This is a genomic window from Burkholderia sp. lig30 (genome assembly GCF_000687455.2).
Lineage (GTDB): Bacteria > Pseudomonadota > Gammaproteobacteria > Burkholderiales > Burkholderiaceae > Burkholderia.
In genome coordinates, this window is record NZ_JGVW01000049.1 from 187161 (window position 1) to 209686 (window position 22526).

A 22526-nucleotide genomic window follows, 5' to 3' on the forward strand; every position below is an offset into this window, starting at 1 on the left:
ACAAGAAGGTGCGCGTTTCAGGAGCCATGGATACGGAATGGCCGGCGCGCTCAGTCAATCGCATACGCCGCTCATGATGAGCGAGGAGTCCACCGTGAAAGCAAATGTTGGAGGCGTCGACCGTGCACTGCGCATTGTGGTCGGGCTGGTGTTGATCGGATTGACCGTCACCGGGCACATCGGAGTGTGGGGCTGGATTGGCATCGTGCCGCTGCTGACGGGTATCGTGCGCCTGTGCCCCCTTTACGGCGTGCTGGGTGTGAAGACGTGCTCGGCACCGAAGACCGGCCCGAAGTGATTCGACTTCGGCCGGCCGTGCAGTTGTCCCGCTGAGCGTCACCTATCGGATCACTTGCTCCAGGCCGGCCTCTCCGACGGGGGCGTCGGCGAGCCACGGTATCAGCGCGGTTCGCGGCGACAAGGTGTCGGCGACCCGGCGAATGAATGGAACCTCGTACGTGCCGCGCTGGCAGAGCATCGGGTCGGTCGTTCCGCTCGCCAGCAGCGACTGGTTGACGACCCACGCACAGGGCTCGATGCCCGCACGCGCCAGGTCGGCTTTCAGGCGCTCGGCTTCGTGCACCGGCGTCGCTTCCGGCAACGTGACGATGAGGACGTGCGTGTAGCCCGGGTCGCGCAAGCGCGGCAGCAATTCACGCACCGCTTCCGGCATGTCGCCCTGGGTTCGCATCACTTCGCGATGGTAGGCTTCGGCCGCATCCAGCAGCAGGATCGTGTGACCGGTCGGCGCCGTATCGAGGACGACGAAGCCGGACTTGCCTTCATCGACCGTTCGCGCAAACGCGCGGAACACGGCGATTTCCTCTGTGCATGGCGAACGCAGGTCTTCTTCGAGCATCGCGCGGCCGCCGGCATCGAGCTGGGCTGCCGTTTTTGCGAGCACTTCCGCGGTGTAGTGCCGGACTTCGAGCGCGGGGTCGATACGGGTCACGGACAGGCCGGGAACCACGCCGTCGATGGTGTCCGCCACGTGAGACGCCGGGTCGGTCGTGGACAGCACCACTTTGTGTCCCTTCCTGGCCAGCGCCACGGCGATCGCGGCGGCAACGGTGGTCTTGCCGACGCCCCCTTTGCCCAGGGTCATGATGACCCCGTGGCCGGCCTTCGACAGCGCGTCGACGAGACCGCGCAGGCCTGGCGGCAAGGCTGTTTCAGGCATGCGGCATTCGGTCGGCGGCTGGATATGCTCCGGGTGCGCCATGTCGCGCAGCGCCTGCAACCCGACCGTGCCGCGGGGAAGAAACGGGATGCGCGTTTGCGGCAGACCGGCCAGCCCCGGAGGCATGCCGTCCAGCGCTTTTCCGGCACCCTCGACCATCGCGGTCGCGATCGCATCGTCGTGCCGGTCGGTCGCAAACAGGCCGTTGATGGCGAGCACCTGATTGCGAATGCCCAGCTCGGCCAGCTCGCCTCGGGTGCGGTCGGCTTCGCGGAGCGCGGCCACTTCGGGACGGCTGACCAGGATGACCGTCGTTTCGGCCGCGTCGGACAGGCGCACGACCGTCGCCGCGTAAAGCGCCTTCTGCTTCTCGAGGCCCGCCAGCGGCCCCAGGCATGAGGCGCCGCCCGTCGAGGACGAGATGAACGCGTTCCACGCCGACGGCAACGTCAGCAGGCGCGGCGTGTGGCCGGTCGGCGCGGTATCGAAGATCACGTGGTCGAAATCGGCCGTCGCAGCCGCGTCGCCCAGTAGCTTCGAGAACTCGTCGAAGGCCGCAATCTCGACCGTGCAGGCTCCGGAGAACTGCTCCTCCATGTTTCGGATCGCCGCGGCCGGCAAGATGTCCCGGTACGGCGCGACCATGCGTTCCCGGTACGCGTGCGCGGCAGCCTCCGGGTCGATGTTCAGCGCGAACAGGCCCGGGGCGCCCGGGACGGCGGTGGGAATCTGGCTTAGCCCGACGCCCAGCACTTCGTCGAGGTTCGAGGCCGGGTCGGTGCTGACGATCAGCACCTTCTTCCCGGCATCCGCCATCGCCAGACCCGTGGCGCAGGACAGCGAGGTCTTGCCGACGCCGCCTTTCCCGGTGAAGAACAGATACCGTGTTTGAATGCGTGGCAAGGACATCCCGGCTCCTTCAGCAGCAGCCGGAGCCCGGCGAACAGCAACCGCCGGCCTTGACGCGGGGCTTTTCGTCCGTTGTCAGCGCGATGCCGAGTTTCTGCGCCAGCTGCTGGCGCGACGGGTACATGCCGGTCGACACGATATGGCTGTCGACGACGAGGACGGGCAGGCGGTCCATGCCGGCCTCCATCTCCTTGACCACGGCCGCATTGGCAGCGAACGCCTGAGGCTGTTGGCCGAGGTTGTATCGGGAGACGGAAACGCCGTGACCTTCAACCCACTTCAGGTCCGCGGCGAACTGAGCCAGTACCGGGTCGACGTCGACGCCGCATACGCCCGTGGAACAGCACATCGCGGGATCGAATACTTCGAGTTTCTTCATGATGGACTCCTCGGCGCAAACAGGATGCAATGGTTCTTGAAGACGGGGATGCAACTGAAGGGCTGTCCCCCGCCCGGCGAATCTCGCGGTCAGGCGCGTTCGTACCAGCCCTTCGACGCATTCACGACCTTCACGACCAGCAGCATGACCGGCACCTCGATGAGCACGCCGACCACGGTGGCCAACGCGGCGCCCGATTCGAAGCCGAACAGGCTGATGGCGGCGGCGACGGCAAGCTCGAAGAAATTGGATGCGCCGATCAGGGCAGACGGGCACGCGACGTTGTGTTTCTCGCCGGCGACGCGGTTGAGCCAGTACGCCAATGCCGAATTGAAGAACACCTGGATCAGGATCGGCACCGCGAGCAGTGCGATGACCAGCGGCTGTTTGATGATGGCTTCGCCCTGGAACGCGAACAGCAGGACGAGGGTGGCCAGCAGTGCCGAGATGGACCACGGCCCGATCTTGGCCATCGCCGCATCGAACGCGGCCTGTCCGTTGCCGAGCAAGGCCTTGCGCCAGAGCTGGGCGAGCAGCACGGGAATCACGATGTACAGCACGACGGACGTCACCAGCGTCGCCCACGGCACCGCGATCGCGGAAATGCCCAGCAGCAGGCCGACCAGCGGCGCGAACGCGAACACCATCACGGTGTCGTTCAACGCGACCTGCGACAGCGTGAACAGCGGGTCGCCGCCGGACAGCTTGCTCCACACGAACACCATCGCGGTGCAGGGCGCGGCGGCCAGCAGGATCAGGCCGGCCACGTAGCTGTCGAGCTGGCTCGCCGGCAGCATCGGCGCAAACACGTGGCGGACGAACAGCCAGCCGAGGAACGCCATCGAGAACGGTTTGACGAGCCAGTTGACGAACAGCGTCACGCCGATGCCGCGAAAGTGCTGCCGGACCTCATGCAGCGCGCCGAAGTCCACCTTCACGAGCATCGGGATGATCATCACCCAGATCAGCAGGCCGACCGGCAGGTTGACCTGCGCGACTTCCATCCGGCCGATCGCGTGGAACACGCCGGGCGCCATCTGGCCGGCGGCAATGCCCGCGACGATGCAGAGAAAGACCCATGCGGTCAGGTAGCGCTCGAAGAAACTCATCGGCGCGCGGGCGGCGATCTTGCCGGTGTTTTCGCATTGAACGGACATGGCGATGCCTCACAGGCCCAGGGCTTCACGCACCGCCGGCACGAGGCGGGCACGGATGTCGTCGCGAACCGCGACGAAGCTGTCGAGCGGCTCGCCATGCGGGTCGTGGAAGCCGACATGGATGCGCTTCACCGGACGCGGAAAGACCGGGCAGGTTTCCTTCGCGTTGTCGCACACGCTGACGACGAGGTCGATGGGTTCGTCCATCACGGCGTCGACCGTCTTCGGGTAGAGGCCGTCGGTCGGCAGGCCGGCCAGCTTCAGCGCGTCGATGGCGCCGTCGGCGACCTTCGGCTGAGGAACGGTGCCGGCAGAAATCGCCCGAACCACGCCGGCCAGATCGTGATTGAGGATGGCCTGGCCCATCTGGGAGCGGCAGGAATTGCCGGTGCAGAGTACGAGGACGGTTTTGCTCATGGTGTGGACTCAGGGGTGGACGAGGTCTTCCGGACACTGGCGCAACGCTTGGCCGGGGTCGTGGGCGCTTCCGTTCTGGGCAGGCAGCCCCCTCTGCCTTCGCAGCAGTTCTGGGTCAGGAACGACAGGAGGTCGTCCATCGTGCCGTATTCGGTGGAATAGCGAATGAAGCGTCCCTCCTTCTGGCCGTGGATCAGCCCCACGCGGCTCAGATGGGCAAGGTGGAACGACAGCGTGGCGGGCGCCATGCCCAGCTGTTCCCCGATCGCGCTGGCAAAAAGCCCGTTTTCTCCCGCTTCGACGAGCAAACGGAAGATCGACAGGCGGGACTCGTGCCCCAACGCGGCGAGAAGTTCGGCGGCAGCTAATATTTCCATATTTCCATTATTGTCGAATTGTCGCGCGGCAGTCAAACCTGCGTGCTCGCGAACCGCATGACTCGCGGTTGCTCCCAAAAATTTACTGTAGGGGGGTATATCACTTAAGATCTCGCGCACTGGGCGGGACTATCTTCTGTGACGAGCAAGACGAAACGGACGCTTTATGCACGCACGAATGAATGCCGCATTCACGGCACTGCTCGCGGCCGCGCTGTTCGGCGCAACGACGCCGCTGGCCAAGACGCTGCTCGGGACGCTGTCGCCATTCATGGTGGCGGGACTGTTCTATCTCGGCAGCGGGATCGGCCTTGCGCTGACGCTGCTGGTGCAGCGGGCGCGGCGCACGGCCCGGGAAAACCGGGACCAGGGCCGGATTCAGAAGGCCGAGGTGCCGTGGCTGCTGGGCGCCATCGCGGCCGGCGGCGTCGCCGGGCCGGCGCTGCTGATGCTCGGGCTCGTCAGCACGCCCGCCGCGACCAGCTCGCTCCTCCTGAATCTCGAAGGCGTTTTCACGGCCGTGATCGCGTGGGTCGTGTTCCGCGAGAACGTCGACTTCCAGGTCTTTCTCGGCATGGTGGCGATCGTCGCCGGTGGCGTGCTGCTGTCATGGCAGCCGGGTGCGTCGGGCGCTCCGCCCGGGGCGCTGCTGATCGCCGGCGCCTGCGCGTGCTGGGCGATCGACAACAACCTGACGCGCAAGGTCTCCACCCATGACGCGACGGTCATCGCGTGCCTGAAGGGGCTCGTCGCCGGCTCCGTGAACCTGGCCATCGCGCTGTCGCTCGGCGCCCGTTTGCCCGGCGTCGCGAAGATGACCGCCGCGATGCTGACCGGCTTTGCGGGCTATGGCGTCAGCCTCGTGCTGTTCGTCGTGGCGCTTCGAAACCTGGGCACCGCGCGGACCGGCGCCTATTTCTCGGTGGCACCGTTGTTCGGCGTCGCATTGTCATTGATCCTTTGGCCGGAAATGCCGCCGATGCTGTTCTGGGCCGCCGGCGTGCTGATGGCATCGGGCGTCTGGCTGCATTTGCGCGAGCGCCACGAGCACGCGCATACGCACGACGCGCTCGAGCACACCCACCGTCATCGCCACGACGAACACCACCAGCACGAGCACGACTTCGAATGGGATAGTTCCGAACCCCATACGCATCCGCATCGGCACGTGCCCATCACGCATACGCACGCGCACTTCCCCGATATCCATCACCGGCATCGTCATTGAGGATGCGCGCGATGGCCAGCCTTGCGATCGAACGGGCGTCGACGCAAGGCGGCTTGACGATCATGCTCAGGCCGCTCTCGCGGCCGGCGTCACTTCGACGGTGACGTGAGACAGCCCGTTGAAGCGCTGGAGAAGGCGGTGATAGTAGCGTGAGTCCCGCGCCGGATCGTCGGTCGCGACGGATACGACCGCGCTCATGTGCCCCGGTCCCAGGCGCCATACGTGCAGGTCGTCGACGCGGTCGCCGCCGTTCTCGATCGCGGCGCGGACGTTGCCGGCCAGCCGGCCGTCCGAATGCATGTCGAGCAGGATCGCGCCGGTGTCGCGCAGCAGGCCGAACGACCAGTTCGCGATCACCAGCGCGCCGACGATGCCGGCCACCGGGTCCATCCAGTTCCAGCCGAACGCACGCGCGAGCAACAGGCCGACGATGGTCAGCACCGACACGGCGGCATCCGCGATCACGTGGATGTATGCCGACCGGATGTTGTGGTCCCGCGTCGCGGCAGCGTGCGGGCCGTGGTCATGGCCGTGCGCGTGCTCCTCGAACGGCAATGCGTGCTCGCGGCCGTTCACACGGACGATTGCGATGAATTCGTGCGGTTCCGGTATGTCCTGTGCCGATTCCAGGTAGCCGCCCCGGCTCACCATCTCGAAGTCTTGCCGGCTGCCGTCGGGGCGGACCGTCGTGACGGACACCGCCGACGCATCGACGCGCTGCGACGTGCCCGTGGCCGGCGCGATCCGGAACACCGGCGGCACGCCGTCCTCGAATACCGACACGAGGAACACGCCGTCCTGGTCGACGATGCGCTGCGCTTCTTCGTGATGATCGTGGTCGTCGTCGTGCGCGTGGTGATGGCCGTGCCCGTGGCCATGTCCGTGACTATGGCCATGCCCATGATGATCGCCGCTCAACAGCCACGCGCTGGCGATGTTGACCAGGAGGCCGAGCACCGCGATCGGAATGGCCTCGCTGAAATGGATGGGAACGGGCGACAGCATGCGCGACACGGCTTCATACCCGATCAGCAGCGCGATCATCGCGAGGATGATGGCGCTGGTGAAGCCCGCCAGGTCGCCCATCTTTCCGGTGCCGAACACGAAGCGCGCGTCGGTGGCGTGCTTGCGCGCATACGTGTACGCGAGCGCCGCGATCAGCATCGCACCGGCATGCGTCGACATGTGCAGGCCGTCGGCGACCAGCGCCAGCGATCCGTAAAGCGTACCGCCGACGATTTCGGCCACCATCATCGCCGCACACAGGCCGATCACCATCCAGGTCTTGCGCTCGTTCTGCTCGTGGCCCGCGCCGAGGAAAATGTGGTCGTGCCCGGCACCGAATGCGACGTTCTCGAATTCACTCATGGCTGCACCGGGTTATTTGAAATAGCTGTGAACGACGTCGATCAACTGCTCGGTTGCGCTGCCTTCGTGCGCATCCGCGTCGTCCGCATCGACCAGATGGGTTCGAATGTGGTCTTCGAGCACCACGGCGAGCAGGCCGTTCATCGCGCCGCGGCAGCTCGTGATCTGCTGCAGCACTTCGTTGCAGCCGCGCTCTTCTTCGAGCGCGCGCTCGATCGCCTCGATCTGCCCCCTGATCCGGCGTACCCGGTTGAGAAGTTTCTGTTTTTCGCGAACGGTGTGGCTCATGGGTGTTTCCCTGAAAATACGTAGGGGGAGTATATCTTGTCTCCGGTTTCCATATACGGGGGAGGGGTATGTGACGCGACGCCGTCGAGCATGCCGTCGAGGCCATATCCGCGCCTGTCCCGATGCACGCGCGGTGCATGGAAGCGGCATGCACCGAACGTGTGCGCGGCCATTCGGGCGACGCTTGATGTGAGTCAATCGCGGCCTCGGGATGTTTCTTTTCGTCAGAAAAGCGTCATGCGCATAGTCGAGACTGATCCCACTTCCGGACCACCGGCTGCCCTCATGGAAAAGACCCAAGCGATTGCGGCGCTCGGACAGCGTAGCTTGCTGCTGCCCGGCTGGATCAAGGCGGCGCTCTCCGCCAACGACCGTCTGAAGCTCTACCTGAGCGTGCTGCAGGCGGCAGCGGCGCATGCAGAGCATCCCGACGCCGACACCCTCGACCTGAGCGTGGAGCTCGCCGCCGCGCATGTCGACGCGCCCTGGCTGCGCGACCTGCCGGCCAGCGCGTCGCGCATCGACGGCACGCTGCTGCTGCCCGAGCTCGCGCGTCTTGCCCACCTGTTTTCCGACGACCTGCAGACGATGGCGCGTCCGCTCGTCGAATCGAACGGCGACGCCGCCCCGCTGCGTGCGCGCCTGCAGCACTGGCTGGAGTGGCTCGACGCGCTGCAGGGCGAACGTCTCGAAGGCGCGCAACTGCAGTCGCTGACCCGCGGACAGCGCGGCGGCGACGACAGCCTGCACGTGCTGGTGATGGACATGCACCGCGCGCTGAACCAGCTGGCCGGCACGGTATCGAGCGAGGAGATCGACGGCGCGCACGTGTGGCAGGTGCAGCCGGGCGACCGGGGCCGCATTGCCGCGTTCATGCGCGGGCTGAACCGCACCGCGCCGCTGAAGTTCGAGCATCCGGGGCTCGCCACCGCGGTGACGCGCGACGGCGAGCGGCTGCTGCTGCAAAACGACATCGGCACGAACGACGCGCACGTGCTGGTGATACAGGTCGAGGGCCTGACGATCACGCTCAGCTATTCGGATCTGCATCGCGCGCGCTTCGCGTTCTTCCAGGCGCTGCTCGAACCGTTCGGCGCGAACTGGCGCAGCGTGCAGTCGAAGGTGGATGCCGCGCTCAACGAAGGCGAGGCCTACACGTTCGGCACCGCCCGTTTCGACTGCGCGGACGAGCCGGCGCTCGACGCGGCGCTCGAAGGGATCGGCTCGCGCATCGTGTTCCTGATCGACTGGAACCGGGCGCGCAAGCGGCTGCTGCCGTTCGTCGACAAGAAAGGCGCGATCGCCGTGCTGCACGAAGCGGCCCGCCGCGACGCCGGGCACATGGGATGGCTGAAGGCCGGCGGCGACGCGCTGATCTACAGCGCGATGCAGGACGTCGGGCAGGGCGCGTTCCGGATCGGCGACCGGCTCGACGCGGTGCTCGGCGCGGACGACGCATGCGCATTCCTCGTCGAAGTGCTGCGCATGGCCAGCGCGGCGTTCGTCGGCGGACAGCCGGCCGCGCTCGTCGCGGACGAAACGCGCCTGCTGCTCGCGCGGCGCGTGCGCCAGCACAACACCGAATTCGACTTGCTCGAAGAGCACGCGGCCTACTGCCATGCGCTCGCGCAGGCGATCAACGACGGTCTCGCGCACGACGTGATGGCTGCGGCGAGCAGCGGCGAAAGCGCCGCCCAGGATCTCGCGGCGCGCGCCAAGGTGTGGGAGCGTCAGGCGGATCACCTCGTGATGCGCGCGCGCGACGCGGCGCAGCGTCAGCCGCGCTGGCAGCCGTTCGCGCGTCTTCTCGAACTGTCGGACGACATCGCCGACGCGCTCGAGGAAGCGGCATTCCTGATGAGCCTGATCGCCGACGGTCATCAGCAGGGCTGGGACGGCGCGGTCCACGAATCGCTGTCGCGTCTCGCGCAAACGGTGCTGGCGGCGACGCAGGAGCACGTGAAGGCGCTCGCGATCGCGCGTTGCCTCGGCGACGCGAGCGACACCGCCGACAACGACAGCTTCCTCGCCGCGTCGTGGAACGTGCTGCGTTCGGAGCGTCAGTGCGACGAGCTGCTGCGCACGGCGCGGCGCGCGATTCTCGCGGTGGTGCGCGATGCGCCTGCGCTGATGCTCGCGAACGATCTCGCGTCGACACTCGAGCTTGCGTCGGATCGTCTGCTGGTCGCGGGCTACGCATTGCGCGACGTCGCTTTCGGAAAGGCTGGAGCACGCACATGAAGGCACTCTCTCCCGAGGTCGCGCCGCACTGGCCCGACGCGTTGTATCTGATCGGCTGCGGCAGTCCGTTGCGCACGCGCGCGGCGCAGCAGGACGCGTCGGTGGAAACCGTCGGCGTCAAGGCGTTCAACCTGCTGCGCATGGCCGATCTCGGCCTGCCGGTGCCGCCGGCGTTCGTGCTCGGCACGCATTACTGCCGCGACGCGAACGCGCGCGAAGCGGCGACGTCGAGCGCAGTGTGGGGAAGCGGCCTGCAGGCGCTGGAGCACGCGACAGGCAAGCGCTTCGGCGATCCGAGGCAGCCGCTGCTGCTGTCGGTGCGCTCGGGCGCGCCGGTGTCGATGCCGGGCATGATGGAAACGCTGCTCAACGTCGGCCTCTGCGACGCGACGATCGCGGGCATGCTGCGCCAGACCGGCAATCCGCGGCTCGTCTGGGATACCTACCGCAGGCTCGTCGCCGGCTATGGCGAACTGATCGCGGGCCTGCCCGCGCAGGTCTTCGAAACGGAATACACGGCGCTCGCCGGCACGCGCGACGAACAGACGCTCGATTTCGCGGAACTGCGCGAACTCACGCGCCGCTTCCTCGCCGCTTACGCGCTGGCCGCCGGCCAGCCGTTCCCGCAGGACCCGCAGGTTCAGCTTGCCGGCGCGATCGGCGCGGTGCTCGCGAGCTGGCAGGCCCCGAAGGCGAGCACGTACCGCAGCCGCTGCGGCATCAGCGATGCGTTCGGAACGGCCGTGACCGTCCAGGCGATGGTGTTCGGCAATGCGGGCGGCCGCTCGGGCGCGGGCGTCGGCTTTACGCGCGATCCCGTCAGCGGCGAGCCGGCGCTGTGGGTCGATTTCCTGTTCAACTCGCAAGGCGAAGATGTCGTGTCAGGCCGCCGCAGCGCGCGCGGCCACGACGAGATGGCGCGCACGCTGCCGGCAGCCTGGACTGCGTTGCGCGAAGCGGCCGCCACCGTCGAGCACGCGTTCGGCGATATGCAGGACTTCGAATTTACCGTGCAGGACGGCTGCCTGTACATGCTGCAGACGCGCACCGGTAAACGCACGCCGCAAGCGGCGGCACGCATTGCGCTCGATCTGTTCGACGAGGGCGTCGTGAGCATCGACGTGGCGCGCGAGCGCACGGCCGCCCTCACGCCGGCCGATCTGGTGCGCGTGCGCATCGCGGCCGCCGACGGGCATCCGTTGATGCCGCTCGCGCATGCGGCGAGCGCGAGCAGCGGCGTCGCGGCCGGTGAAATCGCGTTCGACGAGGCGCGCGCGCGCGAACGGCATGCCGCCGGCGCGCCGGTGGTCCTCGTGCGCCGCGATGCCGAGACCGGCGACATCGCCGCGCTGGACGTCGCCACGGGCCTGCTGACGCAACGCGGCGCGCGCACGTCGCACGCAGCCGTGGTCGCACGGCAACTGGGCAAGGTCTGCCTGGTCGGTTGCGCGGCGCTGCGCATCGATCTGTCGGCGCGCACGCTGCGGATCGGCGACGCGGTGATGCGCGAAGGCGACATCCTGACCCTCGACGGCGGCGACGGCGCAATCTATGCGGGCGCCGCGCGCACCGTCATCGAGCCGCTGAGCGAATTGCAGGCTCGCCTCGAGCGGCTGCGCGCGCCGTAAGCGGCGGCAGCCGCCCGGGCCGTCGGCTATGCGCGCGCCCCCGGGCTTGCGCCCGCTGCGGTCATGCCGGCGAAGCGCATTCCGCGATGATCACGCGATAAACGATATATACTGTTTTTACTGTTTATCCATGAGGACGCGACCATGAGCGAACCGAGCATCAAGAAACCGAGCAAGACGGCTTTCCATTTCCCGAAGAACGGCAGCGACGAGCAGGCGGCCGACGCGAAGGCAACCGAGGCGAAGGCAGCTGACGCGAAGGCGGCTGACGCGACGAAGGCAGCTGACGCCGAGAAGGTGTCCGCAGAGGCGGCGGCCAAGCCGGCCTCGACGAAGGCGGCGAAGAAGAAGCGCGCGAACGGCGCGGAGGCCGCGACCGAGAAGGCCGCGACCGAAAAGGCGACGACCGAGACGAAAACCAAGCGGCAGAAGAAGGAAAAGGTGATTCGCGACAGCTTCACGATGCCGAAGTCCGACTACGAGAAGATTGCCGCGCTCAAGCAGAAGTGCCTCGAGGCAGGCGTGTCGGTCAAGAAGAGCGAACTGCTGCGCGCTGGCCTGCTGATGCTGGAAGCCGCCGCGGACAAGCGCCTGCTCGCGGCCGTCGAGGCGGTCGAGACCGTCAAGACGGGCCGGCCGGCCAAGTCGTAACAGCGCCCGAAGCGCGGGCACGGCGGGGCAAGCGCGCATCCTGCGCGCCAACATGGTGCCGCCCCGCCAGGCCTTCCGGATCGCGCATGCGCCGCGTGCAGATCGGGGCGCTTCCCACTTGACCCGCCGCGGTGTCGCGGCACGCGCCGCCTGGCGTCAGAAGTCGTCGACCGCGAGCGTGATGCGCTCGCCGGTATTCGAGTCGATTCGCCGCTCGATGGCGACGAGGATCCGCTGCCTGCCGAGTTCGAACGCGAGCAGCAACTGCCGCGGGGTGGCATTGGCCGCGCCGAGTCGTTCGCAGACGACATCGGCCGGCAGCGCGAACGCGCAGAATCCCCAACCGAACGCATAGGCCGAGAACAGCAGGGTGGAATCGCTCGCGAGACTGGGCGAAGTGAGACTAGGTGCCAAATTAGCCATAGCTGTCGGGGTCATCTTCTCTGGAAGTTCACATGCTTGCAAAGCGGTATGACGTTGGCGTGGCTACAGGGGACTGCCTGTCACGGCATGTGTCGCAGGTTCGAACGCAAGCCTGACTGCTCCCGCTCCATGACCGCGCGCAACAGGCGCTTGCGCCGGACCGCCGTCCAGGCGCTGTCCACTATACACGACGCCTGCCGTCGGCGAGGGTAGCCGTTTCGAAGGTGAGTAAAGCGAATTCGCTTTACTCACGGCACGCGTGTGGCGTGCACGGCACCGGTGCTTGCATCGTCACCGCCCGTCAATCGGCATTCACGGTATTCGCGGCGTTCGCATTTCTGCACCATACTGCTGGGAGGGCCGCGCCTCGTCCGGCCCTGGCCTCCGGCAACGCAGCTTTCGTGATGTGGACGGTACGACGATGAGCCTCCTCGCATCCCAGCTACAGCGCAGCTTCCGGGACGTTCGCGCGCACAGCGTCGCGCTGACGAAGACGCTATCCGCGGAGGACCAGACGGTGCAGTCGATGCCCGACGCGAGCCCGACGAAGTGGCATCTGGCGCATACGACGTGGTTCTTCGAGACGGTCGTGCTGATGCGCCGCGTCGAAGGCTATCGTCCGTTCGATAACGCCTACGCATTCCTCTTCAACTCCTATTACGAATCGCTCGGCCCACGCCACCCGCGGCCGCAGCGCGGCCTGTTGACGCGTCCGTCGCTCGCGGAAGTGCGCGCGTACCGGCATTACGTGGACGAAGCGATGCTGCAGGCGCTCGCCGACGCCGATTCGCGCTGGCTGGAGGCGGCCGCGCCGGACATCGAGCTCGGCCTGCACCACGAGCAGCAGCATCAGGAGCTGATCGTCACCGACATCCTGCACGCGTTCTCGTGTAATCCGCTGATGCCGGCCTACGCGTGCGCCGACACCGCGCGCGCCGCCGCGCCGGCCGCTGCGGCGCCGGTTCGCTGGCTGCGCCGGCCGGGCGGCCTCGTCGACGTCGGCCACGACGGACGCGGCTTTGCGTTCGACAACGAACGTCCCCGCCACACGATCATGCTGCCGTCCTACGAGATCGCCGACCGGCTCGTGACGAACGCGGAATTCGCCGCATTCATCGAGGACGACGGCTATGCGCGCCCGGCATTCTGGCTGTCGGACGGATGGGCGATGGTGCAGCGCGACCGCCTGCATGCGCCGGCCTACTGGCGGGCGGCCGACGGCGCGTCGCGCGTGGGCTGGCATGCGTTCGGGGCGGATGGCCTGACGCCGCTCGCGCCGGATGCGCCGGTCGCGCACGTGAGCTTCTACGAAGCGGCCGCGTATGCGGAATGGGCGGGCGCGCGCCTGCCGACCGAATTCGAGTGGGAGGCCGCATTCGACGCCGACGGCGTCCGGCAGATGACGGGCTGTGTGTGGCAGTGGACGCGATCGTCCTACGAGCCGTATCCGGGGTTCCGTCCGCTGGCGGGCATCGCCGCCGAATACAACGGCAAGTTCATGGTCGGCCAGCAGGTGCTGCGCGGCAGCAGCGTCGCGACGCCGCCGGGACACGCGCGGCCGACGTACCGCAATTACTTTCCGCCGGCCGCGCGCTGGCAGTTTTCGGGAGTCCGGCTTGCGCGAGACATCTGACCTGAGCGCCGCGACGGGCGGCATCCATGCGGCCGACGGGCCGCACCCGGGCGAGTTCGCGCGCGACCTGCTCGCGGGCCTGTCGCGCTCGCCGCGCAGCATTCCGCCGAAGTATTTCTACGACGCGGCGGGCTCCGCGCTGTTCGACCGCATCTGCGAACTGCCGGAGTATTACCCGACCCGCGCCGAGCTGGCGATCCTGCGTACCCACGCCGCCGACATCGTCCGGCGGATCGGGCCGGGCGCCGACATCGTCGAATTCGGCGCCGGTTCACTGGCGAAGATCCGCATCCTGCTCGACGCGTTCGCGCCGGACAGTGCGCCCGCGCGCTACGTGCCCGTCGACATTTCCGCCGAGCACCTGCACGACTCTGCCGGGCGGCTGCGCGCGGCCTATCCGTGGCTGGACGTCGCGCCGCTGGCGGCAGACTACACCCGGGCGGAGCAACTGCTGCCGCTGTCTGCGACACGGCGGCGGCGCATCGGCTTCTTCCCCGGCTCGACGATCGGCAATTTCACGCTGGACGAAGCGGACCGTTTCCTGCGCGACGCGGCGCGGCTGCTGCGAGGTGGCGCGCTGCTGGTCGGCGTGGATCTGGTCAAGGACCCGGACACGCTGCACCGCGCATACAACGACGCGCAGGGCGTGACCGCGCGGTTCAACCTGAATCTGCTCAGGCGGGCGAACGCGGAACTGGGCGCCGACTTCGACCTCGACGGCTTCGCGCATCGCGCGTTCTACGATCCGCCGCGCCAGCGTATCGAAATGCACCTCGTCAGCCTGCGCGAGCAGACGGTGCGCGTGCTCGGCCGCGCGTTTCGCTTCGACGCCGGCGAGCACATCCACACGGAAAACTCGCACAAGTTCACGATCGACGGTTTCCGGGAAGTCGCGTCGCGCGCAGGATTCGAGCCGGGCGCGGTCTGGACGGATGCGGCCGGACTGTTCAGCGTCCACTGGCTGCGCAGCCCGGGCGGAGGCATCGCGGACGGCGCCTGAGCGCGTCGCCGTAATCGGCCGTTACCACTCTCGCATGGCGGTTTCACCTGTATTCGACCCCGACGCCTACACTCCGAACCGTATTCACATGAAGCACTTCAATGTGCGCGGAGTGGCGAGATGAACAAGAAGATTCTCGGTGCAGTGCTCGGTGTCGCAGTGCTGGCGGTCTCGACGGCCGCATCGGCCCATGTCGACGTGGCGATCGGTCTTGGCGTGCCGGGTGTCTACGTACCCGCGGAACCGGTGTACGTGGCGCCGCCGCCGGTCGCCTACGCGCCCGTCGCGGTCGGCTATCGCGGCTACGACGGTGGCTGGCGCGAACGCGAATGGCGCGAGCACGAGTGGCGCCGCCATGAATGGCGCGAACACGAATGGCGTGAGCATGAGTGGCGCGACGGCGGCCGCCGCTGGGGCTATTGAATCGGCACGGACGGGCCCCATATCGGACACTCCCCAATCCGGAGCGTGATCGCATGAAAACCCACCGTATCAAACTGCTCGCGGCCACCGCCGCACTGGCCGCCGCGACGATCGGCAGCGCGCACGCCGCCGGCTGCCTGAAGGGCGCGGTCGTGGGCGGCGTCGCCGGCCACTACGCAGGACACCACGCGGTCGCAGGCGCGGTCGGCGGCTGCATCGTCGGGCACCATCTGGCGAAGAAGCACGCGCAGGAGCAGGCGGCACAACGCCAGGCCGCCGCGCAGGCGGCGCTGCCGCAGTAAGCGCGACGGCGACGGGCGTGCGGCCTGGCGGGCGCGCCCCGGCTGCCGGTCAGTTCGCGCGATCCGCCCTGGCCGGCGCGAACGCGCACATCGCGAGCGGCATGACGACCAGCGCCGCGCCGCAGAAGAACGTGGTCGGCGCACCGAACCGCTGCCACAGCCACCCGGCGATCGCGCTCGCGAGCAGCATCGCGATCCCGCTCGCCAGGTTGAACACGCCGAACGCGGTGCCGCGCAGCGCCGCCGGCGCGGTGTCGGCGACCATCGCCGCGAGAATGCCCTGCGTGAAGCCCATGTGCAGCCCCCACACCGCGACCCCGGCGAACACCGCGATCTTGCCGGCACTCGATCCGAGCAGCAGGTCGGCGGCGAACAGCAGCGCCATGCCGATCGCGAGCAGCGCGCGCCGGTCGACACGGTCCGACACGATCCCGACCGGATACGCGGACAGCGCATAAGTCAGGCTCATCACGACCATCACCGCCGGAATCCACGCGAGATCCATCCCGGTCTGCTGCGCCCGCAGCACGAGGAACGCCTCGCTGAAGCGCGCGAGCGTAAACATCGCGCCGATCACCACGACGAACCAGTAGCGCCCGGAAAACGCGCGCAGCGCGTCCCAGTGCAGCGGCGAGCGGAACGTGCGTCCCGCGCGCGGGACCTCGGGCTCGCGCACGCCGAACAGGATCACCGCGAGCGTCGCGAACGCGGGGATCACCGCGAACCACAGCACCGCGCGGATGTGATCCGCGAACGCGAGCATCAGCACGACCGCGGCGAGCGGGCCGCCGACCGCGCCGATGGTGTCCATCGACTGCCGCAGGCCGAAGCACGCGCCGTGGATCTCGGGCGGGGCGACATCGGCGACGAGCGCGTCGCGCGGCGCGCCGCGGATGCCCTTGCCGACCCGGTCGATGAGCCGCGCGGCGATCACGACGCCCGCCACGTTCGCGAGCGGAAAGAGCGGCTTGGTGAGCGCCGCGAGCCCGTAGCCGACGAGCAGCAGGGCCTTGCGGCGGCCGAGCCAGTCGCTGATCGCGCCGGAGAAGATCTTGACGATCAGCGCGGTCGCCTCGGCCGCGCCTTCGAGCACGCCGAGCGCGGCGACGCTCATGCCCATCGTCGACACGAGATAGATTGGCAGCAGCGCATGCACGAGCTCCGACGACAGGTCCATCAACAGGCTGACGAAACCCAGCGCCCACACCGTGCGGGGGATCGCGGGACGGGGGGACACTGCGCTGCGCGTATTCATCCGGTTTCCCTGTGTGCGCCGCACGGCGCGTTACGATTATTTACAAGCCCGGCCGGACGCGTGCGCCGGGCATTCGTACAATTGGACCACCTTAACGTACTTGAAGGAGCTCGACATGACAACGCAGCGCATCCTTTCCACCGTCGCGGCGGCCCTCCTCGCGCTCGGCGCGGTTTCGGCACAGGCAGCGGCAGGCGGCAACGGCAACGGCAACGGCGGCGGCCATGGCGGTGGCGGAGCGGGTGGTGCGGGCGGCGGGATGTCGGGGGGCCACGCGAACAGCGCGGCCGCGAGCAATTCGAACGGCCTGCGGTCCGCCGACCGCGACAAGGGGCTGACTCGCGCGGCCGATCGTTCGGACACGATCGCCGATCGCGCCGGCGCGCAGCCGGGCCACGACCATTCGTTCACCGGCCACGGCCACTCGCACGTCACGCATCATATGAAACACCGCGGGTTCGGCCACGCGCTGTAAACAGCAGCGTGGCCGGCGGGGCGGCCGCTGCGCCGGGCGGCGCAGCGTGAGGCGGAGGCGGGCGCGATCGCCCGCTTACCCCTTCAGTGCCTGCGCGAACACGTCGTCGACGCTGCGCGCCCGCACGAACCGCGCGGGATTGTCGCCGTCGGCGAGCGCGCGGAAATGCGCTTCGCCGCATGCGATCTTCGCGCGTTCGTGCTCGCGCAGGTCGCCGTCGACGAGACTGCTCTTCGTCTCGACGACGAAGTACAGATGCACGTCGCCGTCCTGCTCGATCAGCACCGCCCAGTCCGGGTTGTAGCTGCCGAGCGGAGTCGGCACCCGGAACCATCCGGGCAGCTTCGCGTACAGCTTCACGTCGCCGTGCAGCTCGAGCGCGTCGGCAAACGCCCGTTCGGTGTCCGAATCGCACACCACTGCTTCGTGGATCGACTTGCGCGCGTCGGTGCGCAGGTTGCGCAGATAGCCCGTCAGCGTCTCGTGCCCGAGCGATTCGAGCGCGTACACGTGCCGGCCGCCGAGCTTCCGGTAGGCGATGCCGTCCACCAGCGCGAGCCGCTTGCAGCGGTTGATCGCGTCCGCCGCGAGCGCGATGAACTGCTGCGGATTGCGGCGGAAGTCGTCGAGCCGCCCGCTGTCGGCGAGGATCGTCGCGAGCGAGCGGCGCGTCAGTTGCGTGCGGTCCTGCAGCTCCGTGAGCAGATCGGGCAACAGCAGCTCACCTTCGTCGATCAGCACGGTGCCCGCGCCGGCCGTCTCGATCGCCTCGACGCCCGACTTGCCGATGTCGATTTCCGCCTTGCGCCATTGCAGCCGCGCGCGCGCGACGTCCGGCGCGTCGCGCAGCGCGGCCGCGCAATCCTGCACCAGCTTCGCGTTGTCGAACTGCACGCGGTAGACGGTGCGGTGCTTGATGCGATCCCACAGCGCGCGGAAATCGTCGCCGAGATACACCGCCTTGCCGGACGCGTCGCGGCGCAGCGCGATCTCGCGGCGATCGTCCGCGTTGCGGACCTCGAAGCGGCCGCACAGCTTCCTCAGCGTCGCGACGATCGCCGGCCGCAGCGTCTCGAAGGCCTCCGGCAGCACGAGCGCGCCGCGCCGCAGCGCGTCCTTCAGCGCGTCGAGCACCTTGCCTTGCGCATCGATGTAGCCGTGCGCGCCCAGATGCGTCCACAGCACGCTCGACAGCTCGACGCCGAGCGCATGCGCGGGCCCGTCGCCTTCCTGCACCGCGAGCGCCGCGAACTGATGCTCCTCGACGATGCCGAAACGGATGCCGGTGTCGGCCTCGATCTCCTTCTGCAGGTTTTCCGCGAAGCTTTCGTAGCGTTCGGTCGCGATCACGGTGAGCATGTTGACGCCCGCATCGCGCACCCGTTCGCCCTGCTGGTCGACGCACAGCCGCAGCCCGCGGCCGAGCGTCTGGCGGCGCTCGCGCTCGGTCTGGATGTCGCGCAGCGTGCAGATCTGGAATACGTTCGGGTTGTCCCAGCCTTCCTTCAGCGCCGAGTGCGAGAAGATGAACTGCAGCGGCGTGTCGAACGACAGCAGCGCTTCCTTCTCGCGCATGATGAGGCTGTAGGCGCGCTCGGCGTTCTCGCGGCTGCCGGCGCTGCTTTCGCTCGTGTCGGTCCAGCCGCCCTTGCGGTCGATCGAGAAATAGCCGTTGTGCGCGGCTTCGACCGCGCTCGCGAGATCGACGCCGTCGAACAGCGGCCGGTACGCCGGCACGCGCGCCGCACGCGCGTATTCCTCTTCGAAGATCCGCGCATACTCGCCCTTGACGGGCGTGCCGTGCGCGTCGTACTGCCGGTACTTGTCGACGGAATCGACGAAGAACAGCGACAGCACCTTCACGCCGCGCGCGCGCAGGCGCAGCGATTTGTCGAGATGCTCGCGGATCGTGCGGCGGATCATCTCGCGCTGCACGGCAAGCGTGTCGATGTCGCCGTGCGTCTCGCCGAGCGACAGGAACGCCTCGCCGCCGGGAAAGCGCAGCTCGACGTATTCCGCGCCCTTCGCCGCGTTGATCTCGCCGATCCGCAGGCCGGCGTACAGCTCGCGCTTCGTCACCCGCGCAAGATCGTCGCCGTCGGCCACCGACACGGCCTGGCGCTTCACGCCCGCGGCGGTCGCGACGTCCAGTTCGACGCGCGCGGCGATCGCGCCTCGCCGGTTCGACACCGACACGAGCCGCACGTACGGCTTGTTGTGCGCGTCCTCGACGATCGCCGATGCGATCTCGATCTGCTTGACCAGCTTGCGCTCGTACGCGTCGACCGCGTCGAGCCGGTACACCATGTGATGCTTGTCGGCGTGCGTCGCCGAATAGCGCAGCGTGCACAGCGGCGCCATCGCCGCGAGCGCTTCCTTGCCGCGCCCCTCGAGGCCGCCGTCGACGCTCTGCGGCTCGTCGACGATCACGATCGGCCGGGTCGCGCGGATCAGGTCGATCGGCTTCTCGCCGCCGGTCTTCTCGCTGTCCTTGTAGAGGTTGTTGACGTCCTTCTTGTTGATCGCGGCGACCGTCACCACCATGATCTGGATCGTCGCGCTCGCCGCGAAGTTGCGGACCTGGCCGAGCTTCGCGGAGTCGTACAGGAAGTAGTCGAACGGCACGCCCGCGTACAGCCCGCGGAAATGCTCGTCGGTGATCATGAGCGTCTTGTACACGCCTTCCTTGATCGCGACCGACGGCACGACGATCACGAATTTCGTGAAGCCGTAGCGGCGGTTCAGCTCGAAGACCGTGCGCAGGTAGACATAGGTCTTGCCCGTGCCGGTCTCCATCTCGACCGTGAAGTCGTGCGACAGCGGCGTGCCGGACGGCGGCAGGCCGCCGCGCAGCTGCACGTCGGCGAGGTTGCGCGCGAGCGCGTCGGGCGTCAGCGACAGCCGGTTGCCGATGCCCAGCTCCGACGCGCCGATGCCGAGCGTCCACTGCGGGTTCGCCGGATCGGCGGGCGCGCCGGGGGCGATCACGCTGAATTCGCCCTGGCACGCCTCCTGTCCGCGAAACAGGTCGCAGACGGCTTCGATCGCCTCGTGCTGGTAGTCGAGATCCGCTTCGAAATGCAGCCGCATCGTCAGCGCCCTCCGTGCGCGCGTCGCGCTTCAACGCTCGCCGCGCACACCCGCGCCGGCGTCATGCAGGTCGTGTCGTGCCGCATCAGAGACTCCGCACGCGCTTCACGCCATGCTGCTCGAGCAGCGCGGCGAGATTGAGCTTGGCGACGTCGTCGACGAAGCCGCTGTCGCGGAACAGGCACGTCACGTCGCGTGTCGCGCCGATCGTGTCGAGCAGCGCGACGATGCCGTCGGCGAGCGGCTCGGCGTCGTCGCGCGCGATGCGCGCGTCGAAGCACGCGACGATCGCGGTGCCGATCGTGTGCACCGTCTTGCCGGCGACCGTGTGATGCGCGATCGGCGTGCACAGGTCGAGGCCGAGCTTGAGCACCAGCTCGACCAGCAGATCCTCGTCGGTGCGGCCGGTCTTGATGTGCTCGATCGACGCGAACAGCGCGTGATCGAGATCGTCGCGCCGCGGGTCCCATTCGATCACGTTGGTCGAATCGAGCCGGAACGCACGAAAACCGAGGTCGCCGCTGCTTTCCGGATAGTCGCGCGCGATCTGCTGCGCGGCGCGCCGCAGGCGCTCCTTGGTCAGCTCGGCGAGCGTCAGCGGCTTTTTCAGCTTGCGGCAGAACTCGGCCGCCGCGTGCTGCGCCTTGTCGGTGCGGTCGAGCGGCTCGGGCAGCTGCACGAGCACGTAGCGGCGGTGGCCACCGTCGGCCGCGTTGAGCGCCATCACCGCGTGGCCGGTCGAGCCGGAGCCGGCGAAGCAGTCGAGCACGATGTCGTCGCCGCTCGTGCACCAGCCGATCACCGATGCGGCGAAGTCGACCGGCTTCGGCTGCTCGAACGGCACGCCGAGCGCCTTCAGCAGCGCATCGTCCGAGCCGCCGAACGGCAGCACCGACGGCACGTTCTCGTACATGTTCTCGTCGAGGTAATAGATCCGCTGCGGCTGCGTGCGCTCGTCCTGCCCGAACTCGATCAGGCCGCGTTCGAGCAGCGACTGCATCGTCGCGGGCGGATTGCGCCAGCCGCGCTCCGGCACCGGGCAGGGGCGCTTGGTGACCGGATGGACCAGCGGGATGAAGTAGTCGTCCGGCGCCTTCTTCTTGTTCGGCCACGCCATCGACACCAGCCTGTAGACGCGCCCGTCGGCCGACAGGCGGTCGTACATCGCCTCGCCGCCGGACAGCGTCGTCTGCGCCCTGATCCACGCGCGATACGCCTGCGCCGCCTCGTCGCGCGTCGCGCTGCGGCGCAGCGCGTCCTGCGCGGCGTCGAGCATGCGCTGCGCGTTGCGCTTGGGCCGCCTCAACGGCGCGCGCTCGAGCAGCGTCTCGGCGTTGCGCGCGAACAGCACCAGCGACTCGTGCTGGTACGCGACGCCGCGCGCGTCGCCCTTCGGATTGCGCTTGTCCCACACCGCGACGCCGAGCTCGTTCTCCTCGCCGAAGATCTCGCGCAGCACCAGCACGAGCGCATGCACCTCGTGCTCGTCGATGTGCACCGCGATCAGGCCCTCGTCGGACAACAGCGCGTGCGCGAGCTTCAGGCGCGGGTAGATCATGTTCAGCCAGTCGGTATGGAACCGGCCGCTCGCCTCGGTATTGGTGCTGCGCTTGATGCCGTCGTCGGCCTGTCCGGTGATCGACAGGTAATGACCGATGCTGTCGCTGAAATCGTCCGGATAGACGAAATCGCTGCCGGTGTTGTACGGCGGATCGATGTAGACCAGCTTGACCTTGCCCGCGTAGCTCTTGTGCAGCAGCTTCATCACGTCGAGGTTGTCGCCCTCGATCACGAGGTGGCGGGTGTCGTCCCACGCGACGCTGTCGGCCGGGCAGGGCCGCAGCGTGCCGGTCGTCGGCGTGAGTGCCGCCTGCCGCGCGCGGCGCTTGCCGTGCCAGTGAAAGCCGTATTTTTCGTCCGCGTCGCCGACCGCGCGGTCGCCGACCAGGGCCTTCAGCGCATCCACGTCGACCGACACGCCATCCGGCCCCTCGGTCACGAGTTCAGGGAACAGCGCCTTCAGGCGCGCGACGTTGTCGGCGGTGAAATCCGTCGAGCACGCCTGCGGGCTCGCCGCATCGAGTTTCTGCATCGTCCTTTTC

At 68.1% G+C, this 22526-nt stretch carries 21 protein-coding genes; 10 read left to right on the forward strand and 11 right to left on the reverse strand.

All coding sequences use genetic code 11. The annotated features are described in order from the left end of the window. Nucleotides 1-94: 94 nt before the first annotated feature. The gene (locus tag LIG30_RS04165) at nucleotides 95-298 is read left to right on the forward strand and encodes a YgaP family membrane protein (protein ID WP_038709979.1); all 204 of its coding nucleotides are present in this window, start codon (nucleotides 95-97) and stop codon (nucleotides 296-298) included. 42 nt (nucleotides 299-340) lie between these two features. Here LIG30_RS04165 and arsA read toward each other — a convergent pair whose 3' ends face one another. The 5 genes from arsA to LIG30_RS04190 all read right to left on the reverse strand — a co-directional run bounded on the left by arsA (nucleotide 341) and on the right by LIG30_RS04190 (nucleotide 4419). Further along, entirely contained in the window at nucleotides 341-2089 is a 1749-nt protein-coding gene (gene arsA / locus LIG30_RS04170) for an arsenical pump-driving ATPase (RefSeq protein ID WP_038709853.1), read from the reverse strand. 10 nt (nucleotides 2090-2099) lie between these two features. Then, nucleotides 2100-2468, reverse strand: coding sequence for an arsenite efflux transporter metallochaperone ArsD (gene arsD / locus LIG30_RS04175; protein ID WP_038709855.1), 369 nt, complete (start codon nucleotides 2466-2468; stop codon nucleotides 2100-2102). An 89-nt stretch (nucleotides 2469-2557) separates the two neighbouring features. After that, nucleotides 2558-3625 carry an ACR3 family arsenite efflux transporter gene (arsB, locus tag LIG30_RS04180; protein ID WP_038709856.1) on the reverse strand — a complete coding sequence of 356 codons (1068 nt, stop codon included), beginning with the start codon at nucleotides 3623-3625 and terminating at the stop codon, nucleotides 2558-2560. Between the two features lie 9 nt (nucleotides 3626-3634). After that, nucleotides 3635-4042 (reverse strand): arsenate reductase ArsC, encoded by a 408-nt coding sequence (locus LIG30_RS04185; RefSeq protein WP_038709857.1) that lies wholly within the window; start codon nucleotides 4040-4042, stop codon nucleotides 3635-3637. Further along, nucleotides 4039-4419: an ArsR/SmtB family transcription factor gene (locus LIG30_RS04190; RefSeq protein WP_038709859.1), complete on the reverse strand. Its 381-nt coding sequence runs from the start codon at nucleotides 4417-4419 to the stop codon at nucleotides 4039-4041. The genes LIG30_RS04185 and LIG30_RS04190 overlap by 4 nt, the downstream gene beginning before the upstream one ends. 166 nt (nucleotides 4420-4585) lie before the next feature. Between LIG30_RS04190 and LIG30_RS04195 the strand changes: the two genes are divergently transcribed. Continuing rightward, on the forward strand, nucleotides 4586-5647 hold the full coding sequence (locus LIG30_RS04195; protein WP_038709861.1) for a DMT family transporter: 1062 nt from the start codon (nucleotides 4586-4588) through the stop codon (nucleotides 5645-5647). Nucleotides 5648-5713: 66 nt separating this feature from the next. Here LIG30_RS04195 and dmeF read toward each other — a convergent pair whose 3' ends face one another. Together dmeF and LIG30_RS04205 are read right to left on the reverse strand one after the other, a co-directional pair. Beyond that, nucleotides 5714-7015 carry a CDF family Co(II)/Ni(II) efflux transporter DmeF gene (dmeF, locus tag LIG30_RS04200; RefSeq protein ID WP_038709863.1) on the reverse strand — a complete coding sequence of 434 codons (1302 nt, stop codon included), beginning with the start codon at nucleotides 7013-7015 and terminating at the stop codon, nucleotides 5714-5716. Between the two features lie 12 nt (nucleotides 7016-7027). Next, nucleotides 7028-7303 carry a metal/formaldehyde-sensitive transcriptional repressor gene (locus tag LIG30_RS04205; RefSeq protein WP_038709864.1) on the reverse strand — a complete coding sequence of 92 codons (276 nt, stop codon included), beginning with the start codon at nucleotides 7301-7303 and terminating at the stop codon, nucleotides 7028-7030. Between the two features lie 285 nt (nucleotides 7304-7588). On the opposite strand from LIG30_RS04205, the gene LIG30_RS04210 reads away from it, so the two are divergent. From LIG30_RS04210 to LIG30_RS04220, 3 genes are all read left to right on the forward strand, one after another. Continuing rightward, nucleotides 7589-9544: a phosphate transport regulator gene (locus LIG30_RS04210; protein ID WP_038709866.1), complete on the forward strand. Its 1956-nt coding sequence runs from the start codon at nucleotides 7589-7591 to the stop codon at nucleotides 9542-9544. After that, nucleotides 9541-11172 carry a PEP/pyruvate-binding domain-containing protein gene (locus tag LIG30_RS04215; RefSeq protein WP_038709867.1) on the forward strand — a complete coding sequence of 544 codons (1632 nt, stop codon included), beginning with the start codon at nucleotides 9541-9543 and terminating at the stop codon, nucleotides 11170-11172. Before LIG30_RS04210 ends, LIG30_RS04215 begins: the two co-directional genes overlap by 4 nt. Nucleotides 11173-11316: 144 nt before the next feature. Then, nucleotides 11317-11823: a hypothetical protein gene (locus tag LIG30_RS04220; RefSeq protein WP_038709868.1), complete on the forward strand. Its 507-nt coding sequence runs from the start codon at nucleotides 11317-11319 to the stop codon at nucleotides 11821-11823. Between the two features lie 156 nt (nucleotides 11824-11979). On the opposite strand, the gene LIG30_RS04225 is transcribed toward LIG30_RS04220, so the two are convergent. Beyond that, nucleotides 11980-12246 carry a DUF1488 family protein gene (locus LIG30_RS04225; RefSeq protein ID WP_038709980.1) on the reverse strand — a complete coding sequence of 89 codons (267 nt, stop codon included), beginning with the start codon at nucleotides 12244-12246 and terminating at the stop codon, nucleotides 11980-11982. Nucleotides 12247-12667: 421 nt separating this feature from the next. Here LIG30_RS04225 and egtB point away from each other — a divergent pair, with 421 nt between their 5' ends. The 4 genes from egtB to LIG30_RS04245 all read left to right on the forward strand — a co-directional run bounded on the left by egtB (nucleotide 12668) and on the right by LIG30_RS04245 (nucleotide 15604). Next, nucleotides 12668-13879, forward strand: a complete 1212-nt coding sequence (gene egtB, locus LIG30_RS04230) for an ergothioneine biosynthesis protein EgtB (protein ID WP_038709982.1) — start codon at nucleotides 12668-12670, stop codon at nucleotides 13877-13879. After that, nucleotides 13863-14879 (forward strand): L-histidine N(alpha)-methyltransferase, encoded by a 1017-nt coding sequence (gene egtD / locus LIG30_RS04235; protein ID WP_038709870.1) that lies wholly within the window; start codon nucleotides 13863-13865, stop codon nucleotides 14877-14879. Before egtB ends, egtD begins: the two co-directional genes overlap by 17 nt. A 120-nt stretch (nucleotides 14880-14999) precedes the next feature. Further along, entirely contained in the window at nucleotides 15000-15302 is a 303-nt protein-coding gene (locus LIG30_RS04240; RefSeq protein ID WP_038709872.1) for a hypothetical protein, read from the forward strand. 53 nt (nucleotides 15303-15355) lie between these two features. Then, nucleotides 15356-15604, forward strand: a complete 249-nt coding sequence (locus tag LIG30_RS04245; protein ID WP_038709873.1) for a glycine zipper 2TM domain protein — start codon at nucleotides 15356-15358, stop codon at nucleotides 15602-15604. A 49-nt stretch (nucleotides 15605-15653) separates the two neighbouring features. Here LIG30_RS04245 and LIG30_RS04250 read toward each other — a convergent pair whose 3' ends face one another. After that, entirely contained in the window at nucleotides 15654-16859 is a 1206-nt protein-coding gene (locus LIG30_RS04250) for an MFS transporter (protein ID WP_038709875.1), read from the reverse strand. 115 nt (nucleotides 16860-16974) lie between these two features. Here LIG30_RS04250 and LIG30_RS04255 point away from each other — a divergent pair, with 115 nt between their 5' ends. Continuing rightward, a complete protein-coding gene (locus LIG30_RS04255; RefSeq protein ID WP_038709983.1) occupies nucleotides 16975-17334 on the forward strand; it encodes a hypothetical protein in 360 nt (119 codons plus the stop codon). Nucleotides 17335-17409: 75 nt separating this feature from the next. Here LIG30_RS04255 and LIG30_RS04260 read toward each other — a convergent pair whose 3' ends face one another. Continuing rightward, on the reverse strand, nucleotides 17410-20424 hold the full coding sequence (locus LIG30_RS04260; RefSeq protein WP_038709876.1) for a type III restriction-modification system endonuclease: 3015 nt from the start codon (nucleotides 20422-20424) through the stop codon (nucleotides 17410-17412). Between the two features lie 85 nt (nucleotides 20425-20509). Then, nucleotides 20510-22516 (reverse strand): site-specific DNA-methyltransferase, encoded by a 2007-nt coding sequence (locus LIG30_RS04265; protein WP_038709878.1) that lies wholly within the window; start codon nucleotides 22514-22516, stop codon nucleotides 20510-20512. Between the last annotated feature and the right edge of the window lie 10 nt (nucleotides 22517-22526).